This window comes from uncultured Maribacter sp. (assembly GCF_947495965.1).
Lineage (GTDB): Bacteria > Bacteroidota > Bacteroidia > Flavobacteriales > Flavobacteriaceae > Maribacter_B.
The window spans coordinates 48828-74367 of sequence record NZ_CANMBB010000003.1 but is presented as its reverse complement, the minus strand read 5'-3'; the positions used below and the strand labels follow the sequence as shown (position 1 = coordinate 74367).

Sequence of the window (25540 nt, the reverse complement as noted above, 5' to 3'; positions counted from 1 at the left end):
CGTAAATAAAAGAAATATGAAATTTTTTATAGATACAGCTAATTTAGCAGATATTAAAGATGCACAAGATTTAGGTGTTTTAGATGGTGTTACTACAAACCCTTCTTTAATGGCTAAAGAAGGAATTACAGGAGCAGATAACATTTTGGCACATTATAAAAAAATATGTGAGTTAGTAGATGGTGATGTAAGTGCTGAGGTTATTTCTACAGATTTTGACGGAATGGTTAAAGAAGGAGAAGCTTTAGCAGCTCTTAACCCTCAGATTGTTGTAAAATTACCAATGATTGCTGATGGTGTAAAAGCATGTAAATATTTTTCTGATAAAGGAATAAGAACTAATGTTACTTTAGTTTTCTCTGCAGGACAAGCATTGTTAGCTGCTAAAGCAGGGGCAACATATGTATCTCCTTTTATTGGTCGTTTAGATGATATTTCTACAGATGGTTTAGGTCTTATTGCAGATATTCGTCTTATATATGATAACTATGGTTTTGATACGCAAATCTTAGCTGCATCAGTACGTCATACAATGCATGTGTTAGATTGTGCTAAAATTGGTTCCGATGTAATGACTGGGCCTTTAAGTTCTATAAAAGGATTATTAAAGCACCCACTTACAGATAGTGGTTTAGCTAAATTCTTAGCAGATTATAAAAAAGGAAATTAAGTCCTTTTAAATTTTATTTTAAAGCCTTCTATCTTGGGATAGAAGGCTTTTTTTATTACAAAAAGCTCTTAATTTTAACATCTCTTATGTTTAATAACAGTAAAAAATAAAATAATAGAATTAAATTTGAAGATATAAATTTATATAAATGATTAATAAGAAGATAGTTGTTTTAGGACTTGCATTAGTAGCACTTTGTGTACAATGCAAAAATGTAGATTCTAAAAAAGTAGATAAAACAGATAAAAAAGAAGAAATTGCTTTAAAAGAAGATAAAGTTGTAACACCAGATTCTATTCTAACAAAAATTCCTAAAGGAACTTCTATACCAGAAGGAATGGTGTGGATTAGCGGAGCAGAATTTTTACAAGGAGCAGTACCACAAGATAAAATGGCAATGAAACATGAAAAACCTGCACATAAAGTTGCTGTAGATGGTTTTTTTATGTCTACAACAGAAGTTACAAATGACCAGTTTGCAAAATTTGTAAAAGAAACAGGTTATATTACAGTTGCAGAAAGAGAAATAGATTGGGAAGATATGAAAAAGCAACTTCCTGAAGGGACTCAAAAACCGCACGATTCTATCTTACAACCTGGGTCTTTAACTTTTAAGAAAACAAAAAGTTCTTTGCCAAATTTATATGATTTTTCGCAATGGTGGAGATGGACAATAGGAGCTAGTTGGAAGCACCCCAACGGACCAGGGAGTTCTATAAAAGGAAAAGGTAATTACCCTGTAGTACAAGTTTCTTATGAAGATGCAGTTGCCTATTGTAATTGGGATGGTAGCCGTTTGCCAACCGAGGCCGAGTGGGAGTTAGCCGCTAGAGGAGAAAATTTAGAGGCTATTTACTTTTGGGGAGATGATGTTACAGATTTAAAGAAAAGAGCAAATACATGGGAAGGAGAGTTTCCGGTTGTGAATACAAAAATGGATGGTTATGAAAGAAGAGCACCAGTAAAAAGTTATCCTGCTAATAGCAATGGATTGTTTGATATGGCTGGTAATGTTTGGGAATGGACAACAGATTGGTATAACACAAATTATTATAAAGAACAAGGAGCTTTAAACCAAGTTACGTATAATCCAACAGGGGCAAGTAACCCTTTTACAGAAAACAATCCATATGCAAAAGAAAAAGTCATGAAAGGCGGTTCTTTTCTATGTAGCGATTCTTATTGTGCAAGTTATAGGGTTTCTTCAAGAATGGGCTCTAGTCCAGATTCTTCCTTAGAGCACTTAGGGTTTAGAACCGTAAAAGATATTAAATAAAATTAGGGGTAGAGATATAGATTAAAACTCTTATTTATAAAGTTTTAATACTTTAATTGTAAGGTTTTAAGTCAAAAAGCTACTTTTGTATAACTCAAATAAATTTAAAAAAACTATGTCTGATACTATAGAAAGAATTAAAACATTAATTATAGGCTCTGGCCCAGCAGGATATACCGCAGCAATATATGCTTCTAGGGCAGATTTAAAACCTGTACTTTATACAGGCATGGAGCCAGGTGGGCAATTAACAACTACTACAGAGGTAGATAATTTTCCAGGGTACCCAGAAGGTATTGATGGGCCTACAATGATGGTGCAGTTACAACAGCAAGCAGAACGTTTTGGTACAGAAGTTCGTATTGGGATGATTACTGCAACAGAATTAAGTGATAAAGTTGGTGGAATTCATAGAGTAACTGTAGATAATGATAAAGTTATAGAAGCAGAAACTATTATTATTTCTACTGGAGCAACAGCAAAATATTTAGGCTTACCTAGTGAGCAAAAATTACGTGGAGGTGGGGTATCTGCTTGTGCGGTTTGTGACGGTTTCTTTTATAAAAAACAAGATGTTGCTATAGTTGGAGCAGGAGATACTGCAGCAGAAGAAGCTTCTTACTTATCTAACATATGTAATAAAGTTACAATGTTAGTGCGTAAAGATTATATGCGTGCTTCTAAAGCAATGCAACACCGTGTAGAGAGTATTCCAAATATTGAAATTAAATACAATACAGAAGTTGATGAGGTCTTGGGAGACCAAGTTGTAGAAGGATTACGTATGGTTAATAACCAAACGCAAGAAAAGGAAGATATTGCTATTACTGGATTGTTTATTGCAATTGGTCATAAGCCAAATACAGATATATTTGCAGGACAGTTAGATATGGACGAAACGGGGTATTTAATAACAGAAGGTAAAACAACAAAAACGAACTTACCTGGTGTTTTTGCTTGTGGAGATGCACAAGATAAAGATTACAGGCAAGCGGTTACAGCTGCTGGTACAGGGTGTATGGCAGCTTTAGATGCAGAACGTTATTTAGCAGCTATAGAAACTCCAGAGGAGGTAGCATAATATACTAAAAGAGTTATGAAAAAATCCAGTATGTAAATACTGGATTTTTTTGCTTTTTTTTAGTCTATACGTTTATAATTTTCAGAAAATGTTGGGTGTCCATGTTCATCCAAAGTAATTTGGTTGTAATGGTCATCGTATAAATGTAATTCAAATTTAAATGTTTGTATGGTATCTAGAACTTTCATCATGGCTTTAGATCCATATTCTAATCTTTCAGACAAACTAGTATCGGTTTTACTATATGTTCCATACCCATACCATTCTTTAGGGTCATCTGGAGAGTATCTTGTCCACATAACTTTACCTTTGCTGTAAATTTTTACCTGTCTATATCCGTTAATATTCAGAAGAGTGTCTGATACGTTAATCCCATCATAATGATAACGATTTACGAGTTCCCAAGTTCCTTCTATAGAAGGTTTAACATACGATTTTGATGATGTAAAATTGGTTGCAGAAACCAAAAGGAACATCAAGAAAACCAATCCTAATAATTTTTTCATGGTTATCTATTTTTAAGTTGTTAATTACTAATAAGTTACGTTATTTTTTTGAGATAATAACGAGAAATAGTAGTTTTCTTTAAAAGGAAAATAAATGAGATAACGTATTAATAGTAATTATAGGAGGCTAACGCCATTTCCATTTTGTATAGGAAATAATACAGTACCATCTTCTTTTATTTCTACACCTTTTGCTATATCCTCTTTAAGTAGCATAGCTCCATCCATATCTACATAATCTAATTGGGGTAGTAATTGCGCTATAGCAGAAATACCTACAGACGATTCTGTCATGCAACCAACCATAACTTTAAGTCCTAATTCTTTTCCTTTTTTAATCATGCGTAGGGCAGGGGTAAGACCGCCACATTTGGTAAGTTTTATGTTTACCCCCGAAAAGTGTAATGCACACTTTTCTACATCAGATTCTACAATACAGCTTTCATCGGCAATAATGGGTAATACACTATTGTGCATTACTTTTTCCATGCCTTCCCAATTATCTGCTATTAAAGGTTGTTCTAAAAACTCTACTCCTAAGTCCTTTAAAATTGGAGCGTTATGTATAGTTTCTTCAGGGCTCCAGGCACAATTAGCATCTATCCTAAAAATAGCATCGGTATGCTTTCTTAACTCTTTAACAATGGCAACATCCTTATCTGTTCCTAATTTAATTTTATAAATGGGCCAAGGTTTTTCTTTCATTTTGGTTACCATCTTATCAATACTAGCAATACCTATGGTGTAATTGGTTGTAGGGTATTTTTTAATATTTGTTTTCCAGATCTCATAAAGAGGTTTCTTTTTTAACTTGCCATATAAATCATGCGCAGCTAAGTCTAAAGCACAAATAGCAAAATTGGTAAGCCCTTTATCTACAAGAAATTGATGAAATATATCTGGAGTTGTAAATTTAAAAGCGGTTATTTCTTTTTCAATTTTTTTAATTTCTTGCATCATGCTTTCTACCGTAATTTTGTAGTAAGAGTTTGCAGTAGCTTCTCCGTAACCAGTTTCTCCATTTAAAGATAAGCTAGTAATTAAAGAGTCTTGAGAATCATGAGATTTTCTAGAAATACTAAACGTATGCTTTAAACTAAGGCTATATTTTTTTAATTGTATTTCCATGGCGTTAATATAGAAATTAAAACAAAAAAAATCCGCTAAAATTTAACGGATTTTTTTAGTTAATTATAGGGGTAACTTTTAGCTAATTCAATTTTTAGTATTTATGTACACTACCAGAAACCGATTTCTTTTTTTGAACACTGGCGTCACCTGAATACGATATATTACCACCACTACTAGCGTTTGCATGCAAAGACTCAGAAACATGAATTTTTATATTAGAGCCACTACTAGCCTCTGCAGAACAAATAGCTGTAGTAAGGTCTTTAGCTTTTATGTTGGCGCCACTACTACTATCTATATCCGATACTTTTGCTTTACCAGAAATAGAAATATTAGCACCACTACTGCCATCTACCTCTAAATCATTACAAGAAATTTCTGCATTTAAAATAGAACCACTACTAGCATCTAATTCTAAATCATCACTTTTAATAGTATTTTCTGTAACCAAATGAGAGCCGCTAGAACTTTTTAGAGCATCAATATTAGGTAAGGAAACATAAACTTTTTTAGTTGCTCTACCAATATTTTTAATAGCATGAATATGTAGTTTTCCGTTTTTAATATCTGTACCAATAAGGTCTATGATATTTTCGTCTCCTTTTACAGATATTTTATAGTCCTCTGCTTGTGTTACATAAACTTGTATACCTTCTGATGCAGATACTACAGTAAAGTTTTCATTAACATTTCTGTTTTCATCTACTACGATGTTATTTCCTTTAATACCGGAGCCCATGTCTCCAAGATTAATATCAAATCCGCAGGAGGATAAGAAGAGCGTAATAATAATTGCGATGGTAATTTTTACTAGGGTTGTCATGATTGTTGTTTTTTTGATTGCTGTAAAATTGATGTATTTGTTGGTACGTTACTAGTTTTTGTTACTGAGTTGTTAGATTTGTTATCCGAGTTGTTTTTTAATTGTTTTCGTTTGTGTTAATATCTATTCCGTTTTCGTCTATTTTCATTTTAAAAGACTCGCCATTATCTTTAACATCAATGTCTATTCCATCTTCATTAATAAGAATTTTGTTGTTTTCGCCGTTTTCATTCACATTAATTTTAATGCCATTTTCATTAATAATAACCTTGTTTTCTTCCTCACGTTCTTTTTCTTTTGGACAATCTAAACATACTAATTGATTGTCTTTAGCAATTTTCCAGGAGTATTTGGTAAGTTCACAGCCATTCATATCATGGTCATTATTAGTGTGGGTGCTCCAACATCTACTATTACTCTTACTATAATTTAAAATAGTATTTTCTGGTAGATAAAGCGTAGCTTTTACTTCTAGGTCATTAAATTTGTTATTTCCTTTTAGGGTTAAAAAGTCATCTAGAATTATAGTGTTGCCCTCTACTTTATAACTATAATTTATTTGGTCTGCAGTTTCGCGTGCTGCATTAAAAGACGCTCCGTTTGCTTCTTTTCTAACCTCTAACCTAATTACAGAATCTTTAGATTTTTTGATGTTAATACGAACGTCTTCAGATAGCATTACTTCTTCACCGTTGTCATCATAACTCATAATTAACCCATCCATATGAATGTTACCTCTATTCTCATGTAATTTAGAAGATACAGATGAAATAAATACAGTGTCTCTAGGAGTATCTATATATAATTCATGTTCTGTTGTAACGTTACCAGAGTATGCATGCGCTGCAGCCTCTCTAACCCCAATAATTATTAAACTTATAATAGAAATAATCCAAAGTCCTAATAAAGAGAATTTAGCTATGTTTCCTATAGATTTTAAATTTTTTATTAAAATCTTTAATCCTAAATAAAGCAAAAAGAAAAATGGTATTCCTATAGCAAAGAATAAAAGTAAAGAAAGCAACCATACCGGAGCTTGTGAGGAATTGGTTATAAAATTATTAAACCCAGGTAAATGTACCCAGTCTAAAGTACCAACGGCTATAAAACCAATAAAGAGTCCTAAAATAGTACTAGCACCAATTATTATTAGAATAATGCCTATGAATTTTCCAAATATTTTGAAAAAGAACATGATAATTTCGCCAATAACATCAAAAAAGGTTTTACCACTGTTTTTAACTTGGTTTCCTACTTTTTCATAGTCCACACTTTTAACTTTTTCAGCTACCTCATCAAAACCCTCTTTAACTTTACGTTCTATATTGCTAATATTTACGGCTTCGCCACGCATATCTAATTTTTGAGACGTACTAGAAGCTTCTGGGATAAGAATCCATAATAAGCCATAAATAAGAATAAACCCTCCACCAGAACCAATGGTAAAGAAAACCCATAATAAACGAATCCACAATGGGTCTATGCCTATGTAATGTGCTAATCCAGAGGAAACACCAGCAACATATTTAAGTTCTGTATCTCTATATAATTTTTTTACTTTCTTCTTCTCTTTCTTTGGCGCTGGTTCATCCTCAAAAATATCTTCATCTACCATGTAGTCTTCTGGCTGCCCCATAATGGTAATTACCTCGTCTACTTCTTTATTTGTAATTACTTGTCTTTCATTTTCAAGCTTTTCATGAAAGAGTTCCGCAATACGAGCTTCAATATCTGCAAGAATTTCATCACTACCAGCAGTATTTGCAAAAGAGCGTTTTATAGCTTCTAAATAGCGTCGCATTTTGTTGTAAGCTTCTTCATCTATATGAAAAAGAACATTAGCTAAGTTTATGTTTACAGTCTTGTTCATTATGCGTTATTTTTTGTGTTGGTTACTACATTAGTAGCGTTTCTTAATTCGTCCCAAGTACTATCTAATTCTTTTAAAAATACTTTTCCGGTTTCGGTAAGTGTGTAATATTTTCGTGGCGGTCCAGAGGTAGATTCTTCCCATCTATAATTTAGTAAGCCAGCATTTTTAAGTCTTGTTAACAAAGGATATATAGTACCCTCTACAACAAGCATCTTAGCGTCTTTTAGAGTTGCTAGAATTTCAGAAGCATATTTATCCTTACCATTCAGGATAGATAAAATGCAATATTCTAGCACACCTTTACGCATTTGTGCTTTTGTATTTTCTACATTCATAATTTCATAATCTATTTAATTAACTGTTCGTTTTCATATGCCGTACTTAAAGTTTTTTTATGTCTGTGATTAAGAGACTATAGCTCTAAGTACGGAATATGGGATTGATTGATGCATAAACTCTTGATTGATTTTATTTTATAAATTTTATAGTAATTGGGTAGCTAAAAGTTTCCCCCTCGTTAGTTTTTAAAGTTGCCATTATAGTATATACTACATTAACAATAAAAAGTGCAGCCTGTGCCAAACCTGTAACTCCTAAAGGAATCATCCACTTACTAAATGAAAAATCATCTAAGTCAAAATGCAGGTTTAAATTGTTATAATTACTTAAGTCTGATAATCCAAAAAGATTAAAATCCATAATATTAGGGAGCATTCCAATAATAAAAGGAACACTTATTATTCCTAAAAGAATAGAATAAAGAAGTAGGCTTATTTGAAAGTTAATTGCCTGCTTTCCATTATAATCTACAAAGCTATATTCTTTTTTATTTGCTGTCCACAATACTAATGGAATAATAAAATTTCCAAAAGGGATAAAGAATTTAGAAAAGGTAGATGCATGTATTAATGCAGACAAATTTTTCTCGTGTTTTGTTATGGTTTCTGTCATGACCTATTAGTTTCTTATACAAATATATGTCTAAAAAAAGGTACTATGCAAAACAAAGTACTAAAATTTAACATAAAATTAACATTTTAAGATTCGTAATATATCAAGTATATTTATAGAAAAAATAATATACTTATGCCAGTTTCTCCCAGTAAATTAAACATGTTTACCTTTATTAAGTTACCTTCTGCATGGTGGTGTGGCGTACGTTTGCAATCTATAGATAAAAATAGGGCAGTGGTTACTGTGAAGCATAGATGGTTTAACCAAAACCCATTTAGATCTATGTTTTGGGCTGTGCAAGGCATGGCTGCAGAGCTTAGTACAGGGGCTATGATGATAGACCAAATAGAGGGCAGTGGTAAAAAAATTTCTATGTTGGTGGCTAATAATAATGCTAATTTCTCTAAAAAAGCTACGGGTAAAATTACTTTTATATGCGAAGATGGCAATAAAATTAAAGAGGCTTTAGATAAAACCATTAGTACGGGAGAAGGGCAAACCCTTTGGATGCAATCTATAGGGACTAATGAAGATGGGGTAGTAGTATCTACCTTTAATTTTGAGTGGACTGTTAGGTTAAAAAAATAATAGTACTCAATTTTATTTTTAAAATATAGCTAGCAAATGCATAAGAAAGTTCTATTTCATGAAATTCAAAAATTAAGACAATGGTGGATTTGGTTAATAATTTTAGCCGCTTTTATATTCAATTTATATTTTATAATTAAACCATTACTTTCTTCAGACCATGCCTCTTCTGTAAATATGTCTTTCTCTTTAATTATGCCATACACCACTTGGCTTTTTATTTTGCTCACATTAGCAGTAGTAGTATTGTTATTTTTTATGAAAATGACTACTGTAATTACAGAAGATAAAATAGCAATAAAGCACATGTATGTTGTAAAGAAAGATTTTTTATGGGAAGATATAGCATCTGCAGAAATTATTACCTATGGTTTTGTTGGTTACGGAAAGCGTTACAGTATAAAGCATGGTATTGTATATAATATGCGAGGGAATAAAGGTTTGGCTATTAAATTAAAAAATGGAAAAAAATACCTTATTGGTACTCAAAAAGAAGAGAATTTAAGAGAAGTTGTACGTAACATTCAAAACCATACTTAGAAAAAAATAAATTAAAACCATATAAAAATGAAAAAGGTAAGTTTAACTTTAGTACTGTCCTTAATTTTAACAACAACACTTTTTGCGCAAAAAACATTTACATTATCTAGTAACGATTTAGGAGGAGAAGCTACAAAAACACAAGAATTTAATGGATTTGGTTGTTCTGGAGAGAATCAATCACCACAATTATTATGGAAAAATGCCCCTGAAGGAACAAAAAGTTTTGCTATTACAATGTATGATCCAGATGCACCAACAGGAAGTGGTTTTTGGCATTGGGTTGTTTTTGATATTCCAGCTAATGTAAATGAATTAGTAACTAATGCAGGAAATGTAGAACTAAATTTAGCACCTAAAGGAGCCATACAAAGCATAACAGATTATGGAATTAAAGGATTTGGAGGGCCTTGTCCGCCAGTAGGTCATGGGTTTCATCAATATGTAATTACTGTTTATGCTTTAAAAACGGATAAATTAGGGCTTGATGAAAGAATAAACCCAGCCGTTGTTGGTTTTAATCTATGGAACCAAACCTTAGCAAAAGCAAGTATTATTGCTTATTATAAGAGATAAAAAAGCAATTTTTGTAAAATTTCACTTTTTCTGTAACAAACACCCCTTATTTGTCTACATATAGATATCAATCTAAAAAAATATAAAAAATGAATGCACACGAAATAGATTATCAGATTTTTGGGGAAGAAATGCAATATGTAGAAATAGAACTAGATCCGCAAGAAGCTGTTGTGGCAGAAGCTGGTAGCTTTATGATGATGGATTCTGACATTAAAATGGATACCATTTTTGGAGATGGTTCTAACCAAGAAAAAGGTGTTTTAGGGAAATTATTTTCTGCAGGAAAAAGAATGCTTACGGGAGAGAGTCTTTTTATGACTGCTTTTTTAAATATAGGACAGGGAAAAAAGCAAGTAAGTTTTGCATCGCCTTATCCTGGAAAAATTGTACCAATAGATTTATCTGAAAAACAAGGAAAATTTATTTGCCAAAAAGATGCTTTTTTATGTGCTGCAAAAGGAGTTTCTGTAGGAGTTGAATTTTCTAAAAAATTAGGTCGCGGTCTTTTTGGGGGAGAAGGGTTTATCATGCAAAAGTTAGAAGGCGATGGTATGGCATTTGTACATGCTGGCGGTACTTTGGCAAAGAAAGAACTTGCTGCTGGTGAAGTTTTAAAAGTAGATACCGGTTGTATTGTAGGTTTTAGTCAAACTGTAGATTATGATATAGAGTTTATTGGTGGTATTAAGAATACAGTTTTTGGTGGCGAAGGCTTATTTTTTGCAACCCTAAGAGGCCCTGGTACAGTATATGTACAATCCTTACCTTTTAGTAGATTAGCTGGTAGAGTTTTATCGGCACTACCTAGAAACGGAAATAGTAAAGGAGAAGGTAGCCTTTTAGGTGGTATTGGAGACTTATTAGATGGCGATAATAGATTTTAATTGTGTATTAAATTAACATCTTCTAAAGAGATACCCAATAACTTTTTAGCAATAACATCTAATTCTTTTTCATTCCCAGAAAAATGGTATACCCTGTGGTAGTGACTTAGAGTATCATTAATCTCTAATTCTCGCATGGCAGAGGTAGACTCTAACTCAAAAAAACTAGGAATAGTAGTAGGAGAATAATCCATTGTTCCATTATTATAAATAGGAATAACTTCCCCTTTATATGGGTATTCTTGGTTAGAGGCATTAGAATTAAAATAAAGGCTATCTTTTGTTCTTTTATATTGTACAATAGTTAGTCTTTCTTTTTTTGCAGAATAGCACCCATAAATAGAAGGCGCTACATGTGGAGGGACTCCTATTTTAGATCTGTATGTACCATCTGCTTTATATAAAACTACATTCTTTTTTATTTGTAGACGGTCTTTTCCTAAAGGCCCCATATAGGTATATAAATCTTCAAGGTTTCCCTTTTTAGTTAATGGTACTATAACAATACTTTCTGTAGCTCCATTAAACATTCCTGCACTCCATAAAGAAATTAACCCTTTTTCTTTTGTTATTTTTTCTGTCCCTATATTTTGTAAAGTATTAGCGCTCTCATAAGCAGTATAGTTTAGGTGCTCTGGGATTAAAATTTTAAGATTTTTAGTTATATCTAGTGCATCTAAAATTGTAATAGTTCTAGAAATATCTAAAATAAAATCTGTACCAATATGGTTTGTAAGCGTCATTTTTTTACGCATACTAACTTCTTTGGTAGTTTGTTTCGTAAGTTGGTAGGCTTCATTTTCCATAGTATTAGGAACTAACCAATTAGTTTCGCTAATCGGTTTTATTTGTTGGTAATAAAAAGAAAATTGGCTACCTAGAGGTCCAATCCAAAGTCTGTCTTCACCACCAATACCACCCTTAAGTTTGTTTGTAATACTATTTTTATTAAACCATCCATTAGCATCTCCTAATATGCCATCATAAGTGCTAGTAATTATTCTACCCTGAAGCTCTGGGGTTATTATAAGCCTAGATTTACCGTTATTAGTAGTAAGCTCAATAACATTAGTATATTCTTTTAATTGGGATAGTACAGTGTTATATTTTTCTAGTGTTTGAGAATTACAATACGTAATACCAACTAGAAATAAAAAAGCGAAATAATTTTTCATGAGAAAACTCTTAGTGCTTAAAATTAGTAATTTTATCTGCCGTTAAGAGTTATAATAAGAACATAAATTAAAATACTTTCATTGAATAAATTTTTAAAGAATATAGAAAAAGTACTTCTCTCAGATAATTGGTATACATTAAACAAATTTAGTTTTGAATATTTAAGAGAAGACAAAGTTTGGGAAAAGCAAGAACGTGAGGTCTATGATTGCGGAGATGCAGCAGCAATACTCTTATATAACAAAAAAAAGCAAACGGTAATTTTAACAAAGCAGTTTAGGATGCCAGTTTTTCAAAATAAAACAGAATCTGGAGATGGAATGATGGTAGAGGTTTGTGCCGGACTATTAGACGGTGATACACCAGAAGTTTGTATTAAAAAAGAAGCTTTAGAAGAAACAGGATATAAAATAAATGTAGTTACTAAAGTTTTCGAGAGTTTTATGGTACCCGGAACGGTTATGCAAAAAGTACATTTTTTTGTTGGAGAGTATGAAGAGGAGAATAAAATAAGTGTTGGAGGAGGAGCAGATTATGAGACGGAGAATATTGAAGTTTTAGAGGTTTCTTTAAAAGAAGCAATTAGTTGGGTGCAAATGGGTAAAATTAAAGACGGAAAAACGATAATGCTTTTACAGCACGCGCAAATACAAAATCTTGTATAGCTTTAATAGGTATCTCTTATGTGTTCAAAAAAATGGTGTATTTCTTTTTTAATACCAGATGAAGACGTCATAAAATGATTATTCATAAAACTAAAAATAACTGTTTTTCCAGAGTTGGTAATAAGGTAACCGCTTAAGCAATAATTGTTACCCAAACTACCAGACTTGGCATACAAATATGGTTCTTGCACAGGATCTTCTTTTTTTGTTTTAGGAGCGTTAACTACTGGAAATAAAGTATATAACCTTTCTTTAGGTAACTTTTTATAAAGTTCATGAAGCACGTGTACCATAGATTCTGGTGTAAAAAGATTATACCTAGATAAACCAGAGCCATCTACCCATCTTGGTTTTTGTCTTAGATTAGATAATTTTGTTTTTAAAATATGTTCTTTAGCTATTTTAAAGCTTAGAGTATCTGTAAGAACACCAGAACTTACAAGCATTAATTGTTCTGCTAAAAAATTATCGCTTTTATGCATCATTCTTTTATAAACAGAATCTGATGCTATACCATATAAAATGTTTTTATCCCCCTCTGGAAACGTAGAAGAAATTGTGACATTCTTTTGTAGTATATCTTCTAGAAGGTTTTTAGTTAAATTATTGTCTGTAATAAAAGGAGTAATAATAGTGTCTTTAGAGGTGCTATTATAATAAAACGTATTGGCATGCTCTTCTCTTCTTTTTAGCAAATCAGAAAATGTTATACTGTCTTTAAAATAATTAGGTTTAGATATTAAATTACCCTTATTGTATATAGTAAGAACATTACCATATATGGGGAAACCACTTTTTTCTGGAGAATAATAGGTGTCGTAATCTTCCCAAGCCCAACCAGGACCATATTTATGATCTTTAAAATTAGAAGTGTTTACAACTATATTAGAATATTTTTTTAAGAATAAAATAGCTGTACTATCCTTAAAATAAGGATGTAATAGGGTTGGGTCTCCAGTTCCTTCCGTATAAAGTGTGTCTTTTGTAATATGATATTTTAAAGAAGGAATTTTATCTGGTATAGTGTTTAAGGCGGTAAATAGAGTAACTATTTTAATATTACTAGCTGGCGTAAAATATTTAGTGCTATTATAATTATATAAGGTGTCTCTGGTAGTTGGGTTTATTACTAGTACACCAGTAAAGCTGTTCTGGTAAAGTTTAGAATCTAAAATTACTTTAGAATTTTTACAATTAACAAGAGTAAGAAGTAGACCAATGTATAAGGCAATTTTTTTCATGTAAAAAACAAGTTATCCTAGAATGAATTTAAAATTAACTAAAAACTTGTGAATGCAATTATATATAGAGTTTTTATATTTCTCTTTGGTTTGGTTATTATTTCTTTTTTTAATTATGAATTTGTAACTTGTTGTGAATTAGTTTTTTGGTTAGATAAATTCTCTCTCTGAAAAATAAATAAATGTTAAAATACAATATGTAAGAAAATACATCGTTTTAACAAGAAATTATCTAATTTTTAACGTAGTAGAGACAATATATAAAATCTATTATAGTTAAATTTACTAGAGAGTATTATTTTAATTTAAACAACTAAAAATATGCCAAAGGCAATGCTTGAATACACAAAAACAATCTTAAAAAAAGTTAGTTTTGATAGTGTTCTTTTCTGTAAAGAATTAAAAAAAAGCTTAGGAATACTATTACCAGAAGAAATAGAAGAGTTAAAAAAATGGTTACAACAGTTTATTAATGATAAACCAGAATTACAAACCAGTATGGTTTTTTTAACTGCATAACATAAAAACGGTCACTATTTAGTGACCGTTTTCTTTTATAGAATAGTAAGTACTTATTACTATTCTTAGTCTTTAGGCTATTAGCTTATTTAGAAATAGGACTAATTATTTTTACATCCTGAAAAGCAATAGCTCCTCTAACAATTCCAGAAATTACATCTCTTAACGCTTCTGTTATTTGTATTTTTAGTTCGCTCTTATGATAAATAAGACTTACTTCTCTTGCTGGAGAAGGTGCATCAAAATACTTTAGATTCATTTTTTTAACTGCATCTAGACTCAAAGTATTTAAATAGGGTAGTAGTGTCATTCCAAGACCTTCATCAGAAAGATTAACTAGAGTTTCAAAACTACCGCTTTGTAATTGAAAATGCTCATCATCATAATTTTTAGAAGCTTTACATAAGTTAATTACGCCTTCTCTAAAACAATGTCCATCTTGTAATAAAAGAATATCATTAATACTTAAATCCTCTGGCTTTAAATTATCTAAGTTTTTAAGTCTGTGGTTGTTTGGAACATAACCAACAAAAGGTTCATAATACAAAGGGCGTTCTTTTATAAACTCGACCTCTAGCGGAGTTGCAGCAATAGCAGCATCTATATGGCCATCTTGTATATTTCGTATTAAATTTTCTGTACTTTGTTCTTTTATAATAAGGTTTACTTTAGGGTACTTATTAATAAAAGTTTTTAAAAACATTGGTAGTAAGGTTGGCATAATAGTGGGTATTATTCCTAAAGTATAATCGCCCCCAATAAATCCCTTTTCTTGATCTACAATATCTTTAATACGTTCCGCTTCGTTTACAATATTTTTAGCTTGTTCTACAATTTTTTTACCAACTTCGGTTATTGTAATTGGTTTTTTACTTCGGTCAAAAATAAGTATATCTAACTCATCTTCAAGTTTTTGCACTTGCATGCTTAAAGTTGGTTGGGTAACAAAACTCTTTTGTGCAGCAAGCGTAAAGTTTTGGTGCTCAGCAACTGCTAAAACATACTGTAATTGTGTAATAGTCATGCATCATAATTTTAAGCTATAAAGGTATTAAAACTATCAATAAAACTTATTATAAAACGATTTTTTATGCAATACCTTTATACTGTAAAAAGAAAATAATTTTTTAGAAAATAGAATTATGAAACTAAATAGTATAGGATTAGACGCAAAAAAGTCAGAAAATTTAAGCAAGAATTTGAACGTTCTTTTAGCTAATTTTCAAAGATATTATCAAAATTTAAGAGGCATACATTGGAACATTAAAGGAAAACGTTTTTTTGATTTGCATGTAAAATTTGAGGAGTTATATAATGATGCTAATTTAAAGGTAGATGAAATTGCAGAACGTATTTTAACTTTAGGAGGAGTGCCATTACACACTTTTAATGATTACATGGCTAAAGGAACTGTTCCAGTTGGTAAAAATATTACAAAAGACGAAGAAGCAATTCGTTTAATAGTAGCGTCTTTATCAGAGTTGTTATTATTAGAGAGACAAATATTAAACCATGCTGCAGATGCTAGTGATGAAGGTACAAGTGCTATGATGAGCGATTTTATCTCAGAGCAAGAAAAAACTGTTTGGATGATGAAAGCTTGGTTAACCGAAGAGATTTAGAAGAAACCAATATTATGTTATGAAAAAGCGCCCTGCTATGTAGGAGGGCGCTTTTTGTTATAGTGCGCTTAATAATTATTTTAAAATAAACGCTACCAATTCTTTGTGTTCTTGTTCTAAAGAAACGGTAGGGAAATTTTTTCCTGCTTGGCGGTACCAATAGCTTGCATTAAATTTATCGCCTTCTTGTCTATGTAGGTAAGCATGTATCCAGATTCCTATATTATTATGCATATCTTGAGCAATGTTATGAGAAGCTTCCCAATTTCCATTGGCATCAAACCAAAGTGATTTTAACGCCTCTGGCCAATCTTTTTCTGGCGATTCATTTTTAAGCGTATCCTTAAAGTCTAAATAGGTTTTTATTTTAGCCATTCATATTTTTTTTTGAACTGTTTGCTTCAAATCAAAGATAAAAGAATATATAAATTTTAATAGTAAGTGTTTTTTACAAAAGTATTACTAGTTTTTTCATAACAAATATTAACTAGTAATGATTGTTGCCCCATCTCATTTATAACATTTCAGTAGCCATAATTCCCAACTGGGTAATCTTATTTCGTTTTGGAGCTATGCCGTTCGCATTTTTGGAGTATCAAAATCAAAAAATCGAACAGTCATGTTAAAACTAGTAACTAATCTTATTTTATTTTTTGCAACTACAGTTGCTTTCTGTCAGACTACAATTTCTGGAAAAGTAGTAAATGAAAAAGGAAATCCTATTGTAGGTGCCAATGTATATTTAGAAGGTACCTATGATGGCGCTTCTACAAATACAGAAGGAGTTTTTTCTTTTGAAACTACATTAAAAGGCTCAAAAACCCTTATTATATCTGCGCTTTCTTATGAAACACACTATGAAATGGGAGAAGTTTCCTATTTTAAAAATATGCGTATTAAAATGCGTGAAGCCATTAATGAACTTACAGGAGTAACGTTAACTGCGGGGACTTTTAAGGCAGGCGATAATTCTAAAGTAGCGGTATTAAAGCCATTAGATGTTGTTACCACTGCAGGCGCTTTAGGAGACTTTGTTGCAGCATTACAAACCTTGCCAGGAACTAGTACAGTTAGTGAAGATGGTAGATTATTTGTTCGTGGTGGTGCCGCAGGAGAAACTCAGGTTTTTATAGATGGTTTACGAGTTTTTCAGCCTTTTAATGCTACAGCAAATAACATTCCTACAAGAGGCAGGTTTTCTCCTTTCTTATTTAAAGGAATAACGTTTAGTACTGGAGGATATTCTGCAGAATATGGGCAAGCGTTATCCAGTGTTTTGTTATTAAATACAGAAGATATGCCAAAACAAGAAAAGACTGATATTTCATTAATGTCTGTTGGAGGAGGTTTGGGGCATACCGAGATTTGGGGAAACCAATCTCTAAGTTTTAATACGTCTTATATTAATTTGGCTCCATACCAAAGTATAATTCCTAATAATCAAGGGGCACGTTGGAATAAGCCTTATGAATCTATTGCAGGTGAAGCAGTTTTTAGAAGTAAAGCAGATAAAAGTATGTTTAAATTATATACAGGGTTTAACCATAGTAATTTAGATATTGAGCAAGAGGATGTAAATTATGAAGACTATGTTCCTTTTCAATTAAAAAATAACAATTTATACGTAAATGCCTCTTACAAGCATTTTTTAGAGAACGAGTGGACCATTACTTCTGGAGCTAGTATTTCATCAGACAAAAATAAAATAGGAATTTTAACCAATAAGATAGATGCGGAGGAAACAGCATCACATGTAAAAGTAAAGGTGAAAAAGAGTTTTAGTAGTAGGTTTCAGTTACACTTTGGAGCAGAATATTTTAGTACAGATTATGAAGATATTTTTACGGAAGAAAGTGGGACTGCTTTTACTAGTGGTTTAAAAGAGAATTTATCTGGTGTGTTTTCGGAGGCCGATATTTTTTTTAGCAATAAGCTAGCAATGAAAGTAGGAGTAAGAGGAGAGTATTCTAAAACGTTGAAAGATTTTAAGGTCTCTCCAAGAGTATCCTTAGCGTATAAGAGTAGTGATAAAGGGCAATTTTCTTTGGCCTATGGCGATTTTTATCAAAACCCACAAACCAATTTTTTAAAGTTTGAGGATAATTTAAAATCTGAAAAAACGGCACATTACATATTTAATTACCAATATTTAAATGATGGAAAAACTTTTAGGGCAGAAGCATACTATAAAGACTATAAAAATTTAGTAAAGTATGATACAGATATGCCCATGTTTAATAGTACGTATAACAATTTAGGAAGTGGTTACGCTTCTGGTATAGATGTATTTTGGAGAGATAATAAGAGTATTAAAAACTTAGATTACTGGGTTTCTTATTCTTATTTAAATACGGAAAGAGATTATTTAAATTTTGAAGAAAAAGCGACCCCCAATTTTGCACCTACCCATAACTTTTCTTTAGTAACTAAATATTGGGTAGAAGATTGGCGTTCACAAATTGGTGCTTCTTATACCTATGGTTCTGGTAGGCCTTATGATAATCCTAATTCTTCTAACTTTTTAGCAGAAAAAACAAAGAGCTATAATAATTTAAGTTTTAATTGGGCGTATTTAATATCGCCTCAAAAAATCTTATATCTATCTGTAAACAATGCTCTAGGGTTTAATAATGTAAGTGGTTATCAATATGCTAACGCTCCAGATGTAAACGGAACATTTAATAGGCGTTCTATAAGGCCAACTGCAGATACATTCTTTTTTGTAGGTTTCTTTTGGACTATTAGTAAAGACAAAAAAAGTAATCAATTAGATAATCTGTAATAACTTTAACCAATAAGCGGACATTCTTTTCTGTTTTAAAATGGTAGTATTAATTACTATTTCACAATTTTTTTAAAATTATTATGTCATAATTAGCATTTTTTAAGGTGTAAAAGTAAAGAACAGCCAAACATTATATTACACATGCTAAAGGGCTAAATAAAATTTTAATTTCTTTTTTTAAGAAATAATATAAAATATAAAAAGGGAGTAGCAACTAGGCTACTCCCTTACCATTAAAAAAAACCAAAAAAATATTATTCAAATGTGTAATTGGTTTTTACAACTTGGGTTAATCTAAAATAGCCATGCGCATAGTTATCGGCATTTGTTTGGTTTATACAATTACCTTTTAAGGCTACGGGAGTAGTGCCAAATAAACCTACACCTTCAGATTGTTCTATTAAGGTTCTTATGTAATTAAAATATGCTTCAGAAATACCGTACATTTCTAATTCTACACGATCTCCAGCAGTAAATTCCCCTTGGTTATCATCTTCATCTTTTTCATACCACCAGTCTACTTCATTTCCATTAATAAACTCATCATCACCATCTTCTAATTCATAAAATAAATCTCCATCTTCTTTAAATCTAAATAGATAAAAATTGTCTTCGTCTGCTGGGTCATTAAAATATGCAACCACCTCTAGTACTTCATCATCAAACCCTTTTTCTGTAGACTGTTCTACTCTAGTAATATCGGTTACAGGTTTTAAATTTTCTGTAGCAGTGTATACTTCATTATTGTATATAACTTCTAGCGTATATGTATTCTCAATAATTGGATTAAATGTGGTAATGGTATAATCCCCATTATTTTGATTTTCAAAAATGAATTCTTCGGTGGTATTTGTATTCGTAACCTTTACCGTAGCATTAGTTACAGGGGAACTTTGGTCTTCTGCAAAATAAGTAGATGAGGTAGATAACTTTATGGTTTGGTTAGCACCTGTTGTTCCTTTTTCCCAGTCTAAAGATGCTTCAATAACCAGCCTTTCTGGAGCGTTTTGTACTTCTACATCAATTACATCTTCACATGAGATGAATAAACTTATGGTTAGTAGAGTTATGAGTTTTATATATAATTTCATCGTATTAAAATTTAAAGTTATAGGTTGCAGATGGTACCATTCCAAAGATGGCAGTTCTTGTAGCTTCATTTACACCAGTTTCTGTGTTTTGACCAAAAGAGATAGAAGCCGCATTTTTCTTATTGTAGACATTATAGATTCCAAAAACCCATTCGCCTTTCCATCTTCTATTTGGTTTTTTGTTTGGCGTATATGTAGCCGATATATCTAGGCGGTGGTACAATGGTAACCTGTCCGAGTTTCTATTAGAGTAACTTGCAATAGAAAGCCCTTCGTATTGGTATTGACCGTTAGGATAGGTAACAGGCCTTCCCGATTGTAAAGCAAAGTTAGAACTAAAAGTCCATTTGTCTGATGCTTTGTAAGATCCTGTAATAGATAAATCATGCAAACGATCGTAAGGTGTTTTGTACCACTCACCATTACTAATTCCAGGGCCTCCAGCATTGGCATCATCTGTTCTTTGTTCTGATCTAGAAAGTGTATAGGCTACCCATCCAGTAAATTTACCAGTATTTTTTCTAAATAAAACCTCTAATCCGTACGCTCTAGATTCACTATTTAAAATTTCTGTTTCTATGGTGTTGTTCCCAATTAAATCGGAACCATCTATGTAATCTATACGGTTATCGGTGGTTTTGTAATAAGACTCTACTTCTAAAGAATATGCTTCATCTTTAAAATTTTTAAAATAGCCTATAGCAAATTGGTCAGACAATTGCGGTTTTACATATTTGCCACTCGGTGTCCAAACATCTAATGGAGTAACCGAAGTTGTGTTAGATAATAAATGTATATACTGTGCAACTCTAGAATATCCTAATTTTACAGAGGAGTTTTCGTTTAACTCATAAGCCATAGAAACTCTAGGTTCTAAATTGCCATAATTTGCAATAGATTCTCCGTTATCATAATTAGTTTCTCCTATTTCCTCACCACGTTCATAAATGCCTAAAACAGGGTTGTAAGCAACAGGCTGGTTATTTGCATAATTATTTAAAGCTTGCCCTCCTAAACGGTTAAAATAGCTGTAGCGTAAACCATATTGCGCGGTTAACTTATCTGTAAGTTTGTGTTCTGCATTAATATATACACCAGTTTCTAAGGCTTTCTTTTTATCTAATTGCCTAGCATTTACAGAGGATTCACTAGAGGTAGGTTCTATGGCGCCTGGATTAAAGTCATAATAAATGGCACTAGCACCAAAGTCTAATTTAAATTTATCATTGAAGTAGTATTTTAAATCGTACTTAGCATTGTAGTTATCTATTGCAGAAATCCAGTTAAACTCGGCAACTCTTATTCCAATGTCGTAATCATAACGGCTATAGATTAAAGATAAATTAGAAAATAAACGCTCATTAAAAATATGATTCCAACGTAAGTTTCCAGAAGCATTACCATAGGTAGTTTCAAAACTACTCCCTAATTTAAATGTGTCTCTTCCAAAATATCCAGAAAGAAAAAGCTTATTATTTTCATTAAAGTTATAATGTGTTTTTAGGTTTAAATCGTAAAAACCAACTCTATTTTTGTTATTAAATGCAGCTAAAAATACATTTACATAAGAGGATCTACCAGCAACAAGAAAAGACCCTTTTTTATTAAATAAAGGTCCTTCTAATGCCAATCTACTAGAAATAAGACCAATTCCTCCAGAGGCAGCGAACCTTTTATTATTACCGTCTTTTTGTCTTACATCTAATACAGAGGAAGTTCTACCGCCAAACTTAGCAGGAATACCTCCTTTGTGTAGTTTAATGTCTTTAATAGCATCTGCATTAAAGACCGAAAAGAAACCTAACATATGCGATGTATTGTAAATAATGGCTTCATCTAGCAACACTAAATTCTGGTCTGCCGCGCCTCCACGTACGTTAAAGCCACTAGAGCCTTCTCCATTATTAGTAACTCCAGGGAGCATTTGTAGAGACTTTATAATATCTACCTCTCCTAAAACCACAGGCATACGTTTTACCGTTTTAATGTTAAGCTTGTTAACGCTCATTTCTGGTTTTCTAATGTTTACATGCTCTTTTTCATCTGCTGTTAAAACAACTTCTTCTAACTGTGTAGCATATTCTTGAATTTCAAAATTTACTTTTTGATTTTGATTTAGAGTAATTTCCTTTTTTACATCTAAAAAACCTACATAAGAGATTATTAAATTGTAATCTCCGCTAGGAGCAGTGATAGAGTAAAAGCCATACTCATTAGTAATAGCACCTATAGTAGTGCCTTCTAAAAAAACGGATGCTCCAAAGAGAGTTTCCCCATTACTGGCATCGGTAATAGACCCGCTGACCGTAAAATTTTCCTGCGCACTTAGGAGCGAAGTGAAAAATAAAAATAGTAATCCTAATTTCTTCATGATTTAATTGTTGTTTTTTGATGGATGTTTTTAATGTATATTTAGTAAAGACAAAAGAAAATAGAATAGGTTGCATATGGTCCTAAAAAAAGATAAAATATTTTTAATGGGTGTTGCTGATGCATAAAAAAAGCCCATTCTATAGGCTAGAACAGGCTTTTTTTAAATAATTATTTTTTTTTAATCTCTCTTATCAGGATTATTTCTGCTAGAGTTTCTATTGTTTTTTCCTCTATAGTTAGATTTTCGGTTTCTATTTGAATTTCTAGAAGGCCTATTATTATTATTATTATTATTTCTAGTTTTATTGTTACTAGGTTTTTGGGGTTTAACTTCGGCGTTTTCTTGTGCATCTTCCATAAAAGGATGTTCTCCCAATCTTGGAACTTGTTGCTTAATTAACTTTTCTATATCTTTTAAATAGGCACGTTCTTCTGCCATGCAAAAAGATATAGCAATACCACTGGCACTGGCACGTCCTGTTCTACCAATACGGTGTACGTAGGTTTCTGGAATATTAGGTAAATCGTAATTTATTACCAAAGAAAGGTCGTCTACATCTATACCACGTGCAGCAATATCTGTAGCAACAAGAACATTAAGTTTACCTTCTTTAAAAGCTCCTAGTGCCTTTTGTCTTGCTGTTTGTGATTTGTTACCGTGAATGGCTGCAGAATTAATATCTGCTTGCGCAAGTTTCTTAACAATTTTATTAGCACCATGCTTAGTTCTAGAAAAAACTAAAACCGATGCCTCTGGTTTTTCTTGTATTAAATGTATTAGTAATTTTGGTTTATTAGCTTTACTAACAAAATAAATACCTTGCTCAACTCTTTCTGCTGTAGCTTGTTTTGGCTTTATAGTAACACGCTCAAAATCTCCTAATATTCTTTTAGAAAGTTCTACAATATCTTTTGGCATGGTAGCAGAAAAAAATAAAGATTGTCTCTTAGCAGGTAATTTTGCAATAATCTTTTTAATATCATGAATAAACCCCATGTCTAGCATTTGGTCTGCTTCATCTAGAACTACATATTCAACATCTCTAAGTGAGATAATTTTTTGATTCATTAAATCTAATAATCTTCCAGGAGTTGCAATCAAAGCATCTACACCTGGGCGTAAAGCATTCACTTGTCTTTGTTGTTTTACGCCACCAAAAATAACCGTGTTTTTAACATTTGTATACTTACTATACGCCGTAAAATTTTCCCCAATTTGTATAGCCAACTCACGTGTTGGAGTAACTATAAGCGCTTTTACGCGTTTTTTTCCTTTTATATGTTCTTGCTTACTATGTAGGTGATGAATTATAGGAATACTAAAAGCTGCAGTTTTTCCTGTTCCAGTTTGTGCAACCCCTAAAAGGTCTTTTTTTTGAAGTAAAATAGGAATTGCTTGTTCTTGAATAGGAGTAGGGTTGGTATACCCTTGTTCGTCTATAGCTTTTAATATAGGTAAAGCTAGACCTAAATCTTTAAATGTCATGTATTGTAAATAAGCGGCGAAGATACAGTTAATGTTTGGATAAAAGGAATGTATTATAATCCAGCAATTGCAGCCTCAGCGCAACGTTCTCCATCCATAGCAGCAGATACAATACCGCCAGCATAACCACCACCTTCTCCACAAGGGAATAAACCTTCAATTTCTGGATGCTCTAATTTTTCATTTCTAGGAATATTTACTGGAGATGAGGTTCTAGATTCTACACCGACAATATTAGCTTCTGCAGTATAGTAACCTCTCATTTTTTCTCCAAAAGCTTTGAATCCGCCTCGTAACCTACTTCCTATTGCTTTTGGTAAAAGAGAATGTAGGGGAGATGATTTTAATCCCGGTTGGTAAGAAGTTGGGTTTAAGTCTGTAGATAAATTTCCTTCCACAAAATCAGTAAGTCTTTGAGATGGTGCAACTTGGCTGCGACCACCTGCAGTAAAAGCTAAGCGTTCTAAACTTTTTTGGTATTCCAAACCTTTAAGAACTCCAAATTTTTCGAACTTATACAAATCTTCCTCGGCATTAATTTCTACCACTATTCCTGAGTTTGCATATAAATTATTTCGTTTAGAGGGAGACATGCCGTTTACAACAACTTCTCCAGGAGCAGTAGCAGCAGGAACAATAAATCCGCCAGGGCACATACAAAAAGAGTATACACCTCTGTTTTTAACCTGTTCTACCAAGCTATAAGAAGCGGCTGGTAAAAGGGAATTTCTATCCCCCTTACAATGGTACTGTATAGAATCTATTATATGCTGCGGATGCTCTACACGAACACCCATAGCAAATGACTTTGCTTTTAGAGCTATCTTTTTATCATTTAGTAAATAATAAATATCGCGCGCAGAATGTCCTGTTGCTAGTATAACTCTATTAGCAATCATTTCATTACCGTTCTGTAATTGTATGGCAGTTATTTTGTTATTTTTAACTGTGAAATCGGTTACACGAGTATTAAAATGAATTTCGCCACCGTGTTCTATAATTTTTTCTCGAATATTTTGAACAATCTTTGGTAGTTTATTGGTGCCAATATGTGGGTGCGCATCTACCAAAATTTGTTCTGTAGCGCCGTGATAAACAAGGCTTTCAAAAATTTTACGAACATCTCCTCTTTTAAGGCTACGAGTATATAGTTTTCCATCGGAATAAGTTCCTGCGCCACCTTCTCCAAAGCAGTAATTACTGTCTTCATTTACTAAATGGTCTTGGTTTATGGCTTTTAAATCACGTCTACGTTCTTGCACTTTAGTACCGCGTTCTAACACAATAGGCTTGTAACCCAATTCTAAACAGCGTAAAGCAGCCCACATGCCAGCGGGTCCAAAACCAATTATATGTATTTCTTTGGCTTTAGAAACATCTTTATAATCAAACGTATAATCTGGTTTTTCTGATGGTTTTTCGCGAATATAGATTTCTAACTTATAATTAAAATAAATAGAGGGTTTACGAGCATCAATAGATTTACGTAAAACTTTTATTGTAATGTCTTTTTCGTCTTGCCCTAGATGTTTTGCAACCTTTTTTAAAAGCATTCCGGGTTGGCCTTCTTCTTTAAGAGATAGTCTATATTGTATATTCCTTACCATAGCGCAAAGCTAAACTACTTTAAGGTATAAAAAAATGCATCTTACAATTTGTAAGATGCATTTTTTAAAA

At 32.1% G+C, this 25540-nt stretch carries 25 protein-coding genes; 11 read left to right on the top strand and 14 right to left on the bottom strand.

The window, feature by feature from the left end; genetic code table 11:
* Positions 1-16 precede the first annotated feature (16 nt).
* From fsa to trxB, 3 genes are all read left to right on the top strand, one after another.
* Positions 17-670: a fructose-6-phosphate aldolase gene (gene fsa, locus Q0820_RS08220; RefSeq protein WP_298486861.1), complete on the top strand. Its 654-nt coding sequence runs from the start codon at positions 17-19 to the stop codon at positions 668-670.
* Positions 671-818: 148 nt separating this feature from the next.
* On the top strand, positions 819-1946 hold the full coding sequence (locus Q0820_RS08215; RefSeq protein WP_298486860.1) for a formylglycine-generating enzyme family protein: 1128 nt from the start codon (positions 819-821) through the stop codon (positions 1944-1946).
* A gap of 115 nt (positions 1947-2061) precedes the next feature.
* On the top strand, positions 2062-3027 hold the full coding sequence (trxB, locus tag Q0820_RS08210) for a thioredoxin-disulfide reductase (protein WP_298486858.1): 966 nt from the start codon (positions 2062-2064) through the stop codon (positions 3025-3027).
* 59 nt (positions 3028-3086) lie between these two features.
* Here the strand turns inward: trxB and Q0820_RS08205 are convergent, their stop codons facing one another.
* From Q0820_RS08205 to Q0820_RS08180, 6 genes are all read right to left on the bottom strand, one after another.
* Entirely contained in the window at positions 3087-3533 is a 447-nt protein-coding gene (locus tag Q0820_RS08205; RefSeq protein ID WP_298486856.1) for a hypothetical protein, read from the bottom strand.
* Positions 3534-3650: 117 nt separating this feature from the next.
* Positions 3651-4661, bottom strand: a complete 1011-nt coding sequence (locus tag Q0820_RS08200) for a dipeptide epimerase (protein WP_298486854.1) — start codon at positions 4659-4661, stop codon at positions 3651-3653.
* A 94-nt stretch (positions 4662-4755) separates the two neighbouring features.
* Positions 4756-5487 carry a head GIN domain-containing protein gene (locus tag Q0820_RS08195; RefSeq protein ID WP_298486852.1) on the bottom strand — a complete coding sequence of 244 codons (732 nt, stop codon included), beginning with the start codon at positions 5485-5487 and terminating at the stop codon, positions 4756-4758.
* Positions 5488-5584: 97 nt separating this feature from the next.
* Positions 5585-7357 carry a PspC domain-containing protein gene (locus tag Q0820_RS08190; protein ID WP_298486850.1) on the bottom strand — a complete coding sequence of 591 codons (1773 nt, stop codon included), beginning with the start codon at positions 7355-7357 and terminating at the stop codon, positions 5585-5587.
* Positions 7357-7695, bottom strand: coding sequence for a PadR family transcriptional regulator (locus Q0820_RS08185; RefSeq protein WP_121068691.1), 339 nt, complete (start codon positions 7693-7695; stop codon positions 7357-7359). Before Q0820_RS08185 ends, Q0820_RS08190 begins: the two co-directional genes overlap by 1 nt.
* A 133-nt stretch (positions 7696-7828) precedes the next feature.
* A complete protein-coding gene (locus Q0820_RS08180) occupies positions 7829-8311 on the bottom strand; it encodes a DUF4870 domain-containing protein (RefSeq protein WP_298486847.1) in 483 nt (160 codons plus the stop codon).
* A gap of 135 nt (positions 8312-8446) precedes the next feature.
* Here Q0820_RS08180 and Q0820_RS08175 point away from each other — a divergent pair, with 135 nt between their 5' ends.
* The 4 genes from Q0820_RS08175 (at position 8447) to Q0820_RS08160 (ending at position 10905) form a co-directional block, all read left to right on the top strand.
* Positions 8447-8902: a DUF4442 domain-containing protein gene (locus Q0820_RS08175; protein WP_298486845.1), complete on the top strand. Its 456-nt coding sequence runs from the start codon at positions 8447-8449 to the stop codon at positions 8900-8902.
* A 36-nt stretch (positions 8903-8938) separates the two neighbouring features.
* Positions 8939-9442 carry a hypothetical protein gene (locus Q0820_RS08170; protein WP_298486843.1) on the top strand — a complete coding sequence of 168 codons (504 nt, stop codon included), beginning with the start codon at positions 8939-8941 and terminating at the stop codon, positions 9440-9442.
* 27 nt (positions 9443-9469) lie between these two features.
* Positions 9470-10018 (top strand): YbhB/YbcL family Raf kinase inhibitor-like protein, encoded by a 549-nt coding sequence (locus Q0820_RS08165; RefSeq protein ID WP_298486840.1) that lies wholly within the window; start codon positions 9470-9472, stop codon positions 10016-10018.
* 89 nt (positions 10019-10107) lie between these two features.
* A complete protein-coding gene (locus tag Q0820_RS08160; RefSeq protein WP_298486838.1) occupies positions 10108-10905 on the top strand; it encodes a TIGR00266 family protein in 798 nt (265 codons plus the stop codon).
* Here the strand turns inward: Q0820_RS08160 and Q0820_RS08155 are convergent.
* The gene (locus Q0820_RS08155) at positions 10902-12080 is read right to left on the bottom strand and encodes a DUF6786 family protein (RefSeq protein WP_298486837.1); all 1179 of its coding nucleotides are present in this window, start codon (positions 12078-12080) and stop codon (positions 10902-10904) included. The genes Q0820_RS08160 and Q0820_RS08155 overlap by 4 nt on opposite strands.
* 81 nt (positions 12081-12161) lie before the next feature.
* Here Q0820_RS08155 and Q0820_RS08150 point away from each other — a divergent pair, with 81 nt between their 5' ends.
* Entirely contained in the window at positions 12162-12746 is a 585-nt protein-coding gene (locus Q0820_RS08150) for an NUDIX domain-containing protein (protein ID WP_298486835.1), read from the top strand.
* 2 nt (positions 12747-12748) lie between these two features.
* On the opposite strand, the gene Q0820_RS08145 is transcribed toward Q0820_RS08150, so the two are convergent.
* Complete coding sequence (locus Q0820_RS08145; RefSeq protein WP_298486833.1) at positions 12749-13987, bottom strand: D-alanyl-D-alanine carboxypeptidase; 1239 nt, start codon at positions 13985-13987, stop codon at positions 12749-12751.
* A gap of 321 nt (positions 13988-14308) precedes the next feature.
* Here Q0820_RS08145 and Q0820_RS08140 point away from each other — a divergent pair, with 321 nt between their 5' ends.
* Positions 14309-14506 carry a hypothetical protein gene (locus Q0820_RS08140; protein WP_298486832.1) on the top strand — a complete coding sequence of 66 codons (198 nt, stop codon included), beginning with the start codon at positions 14309-14311 and terminating at the stop codon, positions 14504-14506.
* An 85-nt stretch (positions 14507-14591) separates the two neighbouring features.
* Here Q0820_RS08140 and Q0820_RS08135 read toward each other — a convergent pair whose 3' ends face one another.
* Positions 14592-15530 carry a LysR substrate-binding domain-containing protein gene (locus Q0820_RS08135; RefSeq protein WP_298486831.1) on the bottom strand — a complete coding sequence of 313 codons (939 nt, stop codon included), beginning with the start codon at positions 15528-15530 and terminating at the stop codon, positions 14592-14594.
* Positions 15531-15648: 118 nt separating this feature from the next.
* On the opposite strand from Q0820_RS08135, the gene Q0820_RS08130 reads away from it, so the two are divergent.
* Positions 15649-16128, top strand: coding sequence for a Dps family protein (locus Q0820_RS08130; RefSeq protein ID WP_298486829.1), 480 nt, complete (start codon positions 15649-15651; stop codon positions 16126-16128).
* 75 nt (positions 16129-16203) lie between these two features.
* Here Q0820_RS08130 and Q0820_RS08125 read toward each other — a convergent pair whose 3' ends face one another.
* Positions 16204-16503 (bottom strand): hypothetical protein, encoded by a 300-nt coding sequence (locus Q0820_RS08125; RefSeq protein ID WP_298486827.1) that lies wholly within the window; start codon positions 16501-16503, stop codon positions 16204-16206.
* 244 nt (positions 16504-16747) lie between these two features.
* On the opposite strand from Q0820_RS08125, the gene Q0820_RS08120 reads away from it, so the two are divergent.
* The gene (locus Q0820_RS08120) at positions 16748-18910 is read left to right on the top strand and encodes a TonB-dependent receptor (protein ID WP_298486825.1); all 2163 of its coding nucleotides are present in this window, start codon (positions 16748-16750) and stop codon (positions 18908-18910) included.
* Between the two features lie 257 nt (positions 18911-19167).
* Here Q0820_RS08120 and Q0820_RS08115 read toward each other — a convergent pair whose 3' ends face one another.
* The 4 genes from Q0820_RS08115 to Q0820_RS08100 form a co-directional block, all read right to left on the bottom strand.
* Positions 19168-20004 carry a DUF4249 family protein gene (locus tag Q0820_RS08115; RefSeq protein WP_298486823.1) on the bottom strand — a complete coding sequence of 279 codons (837 nt, stop codon included), beginning with the start codon at positions 20002-20004 and terminating at the stop codon, positions 19168-19170.
* Positions 20005-20008: 4 nt separating this feature from the next.
* Positions 20009-22375, bottom strand: a complete 2367-nt coding sequence (locus tag Q0820_RS08110) for a TonB-dependent receptor (RefSeq protein ID WP_298486822.1) — start codon at positions 22373-22375, stop codon at positions 20009-20011.
* 180 nt (positions 22376-22555) lie between these two features.
* A complete protein-coding gene (locus Q0820_RS08105; protein ID WP_298486820.1) occupies positions 22556-23863 on the bottom strand; it encodes a DEAD/DEAH box helicase in 1308 nt (435 codons plus the stop codon).
* A gap of 53 nt (positions 23864-23916) precedes the next feature.
* Positions 23917-25470: an FAD-dependent oxidoreductase gene (locus tag Q0820_RS08100; protein WP_298486819.1), complete on the bottom strand. Its 1554-nt coding sequence runs from the start codon at positions 25468-25470 to the stop codon at positions 23917-23919.
* Positions 25471-25540: the final 70 nt, after the last annotated feature.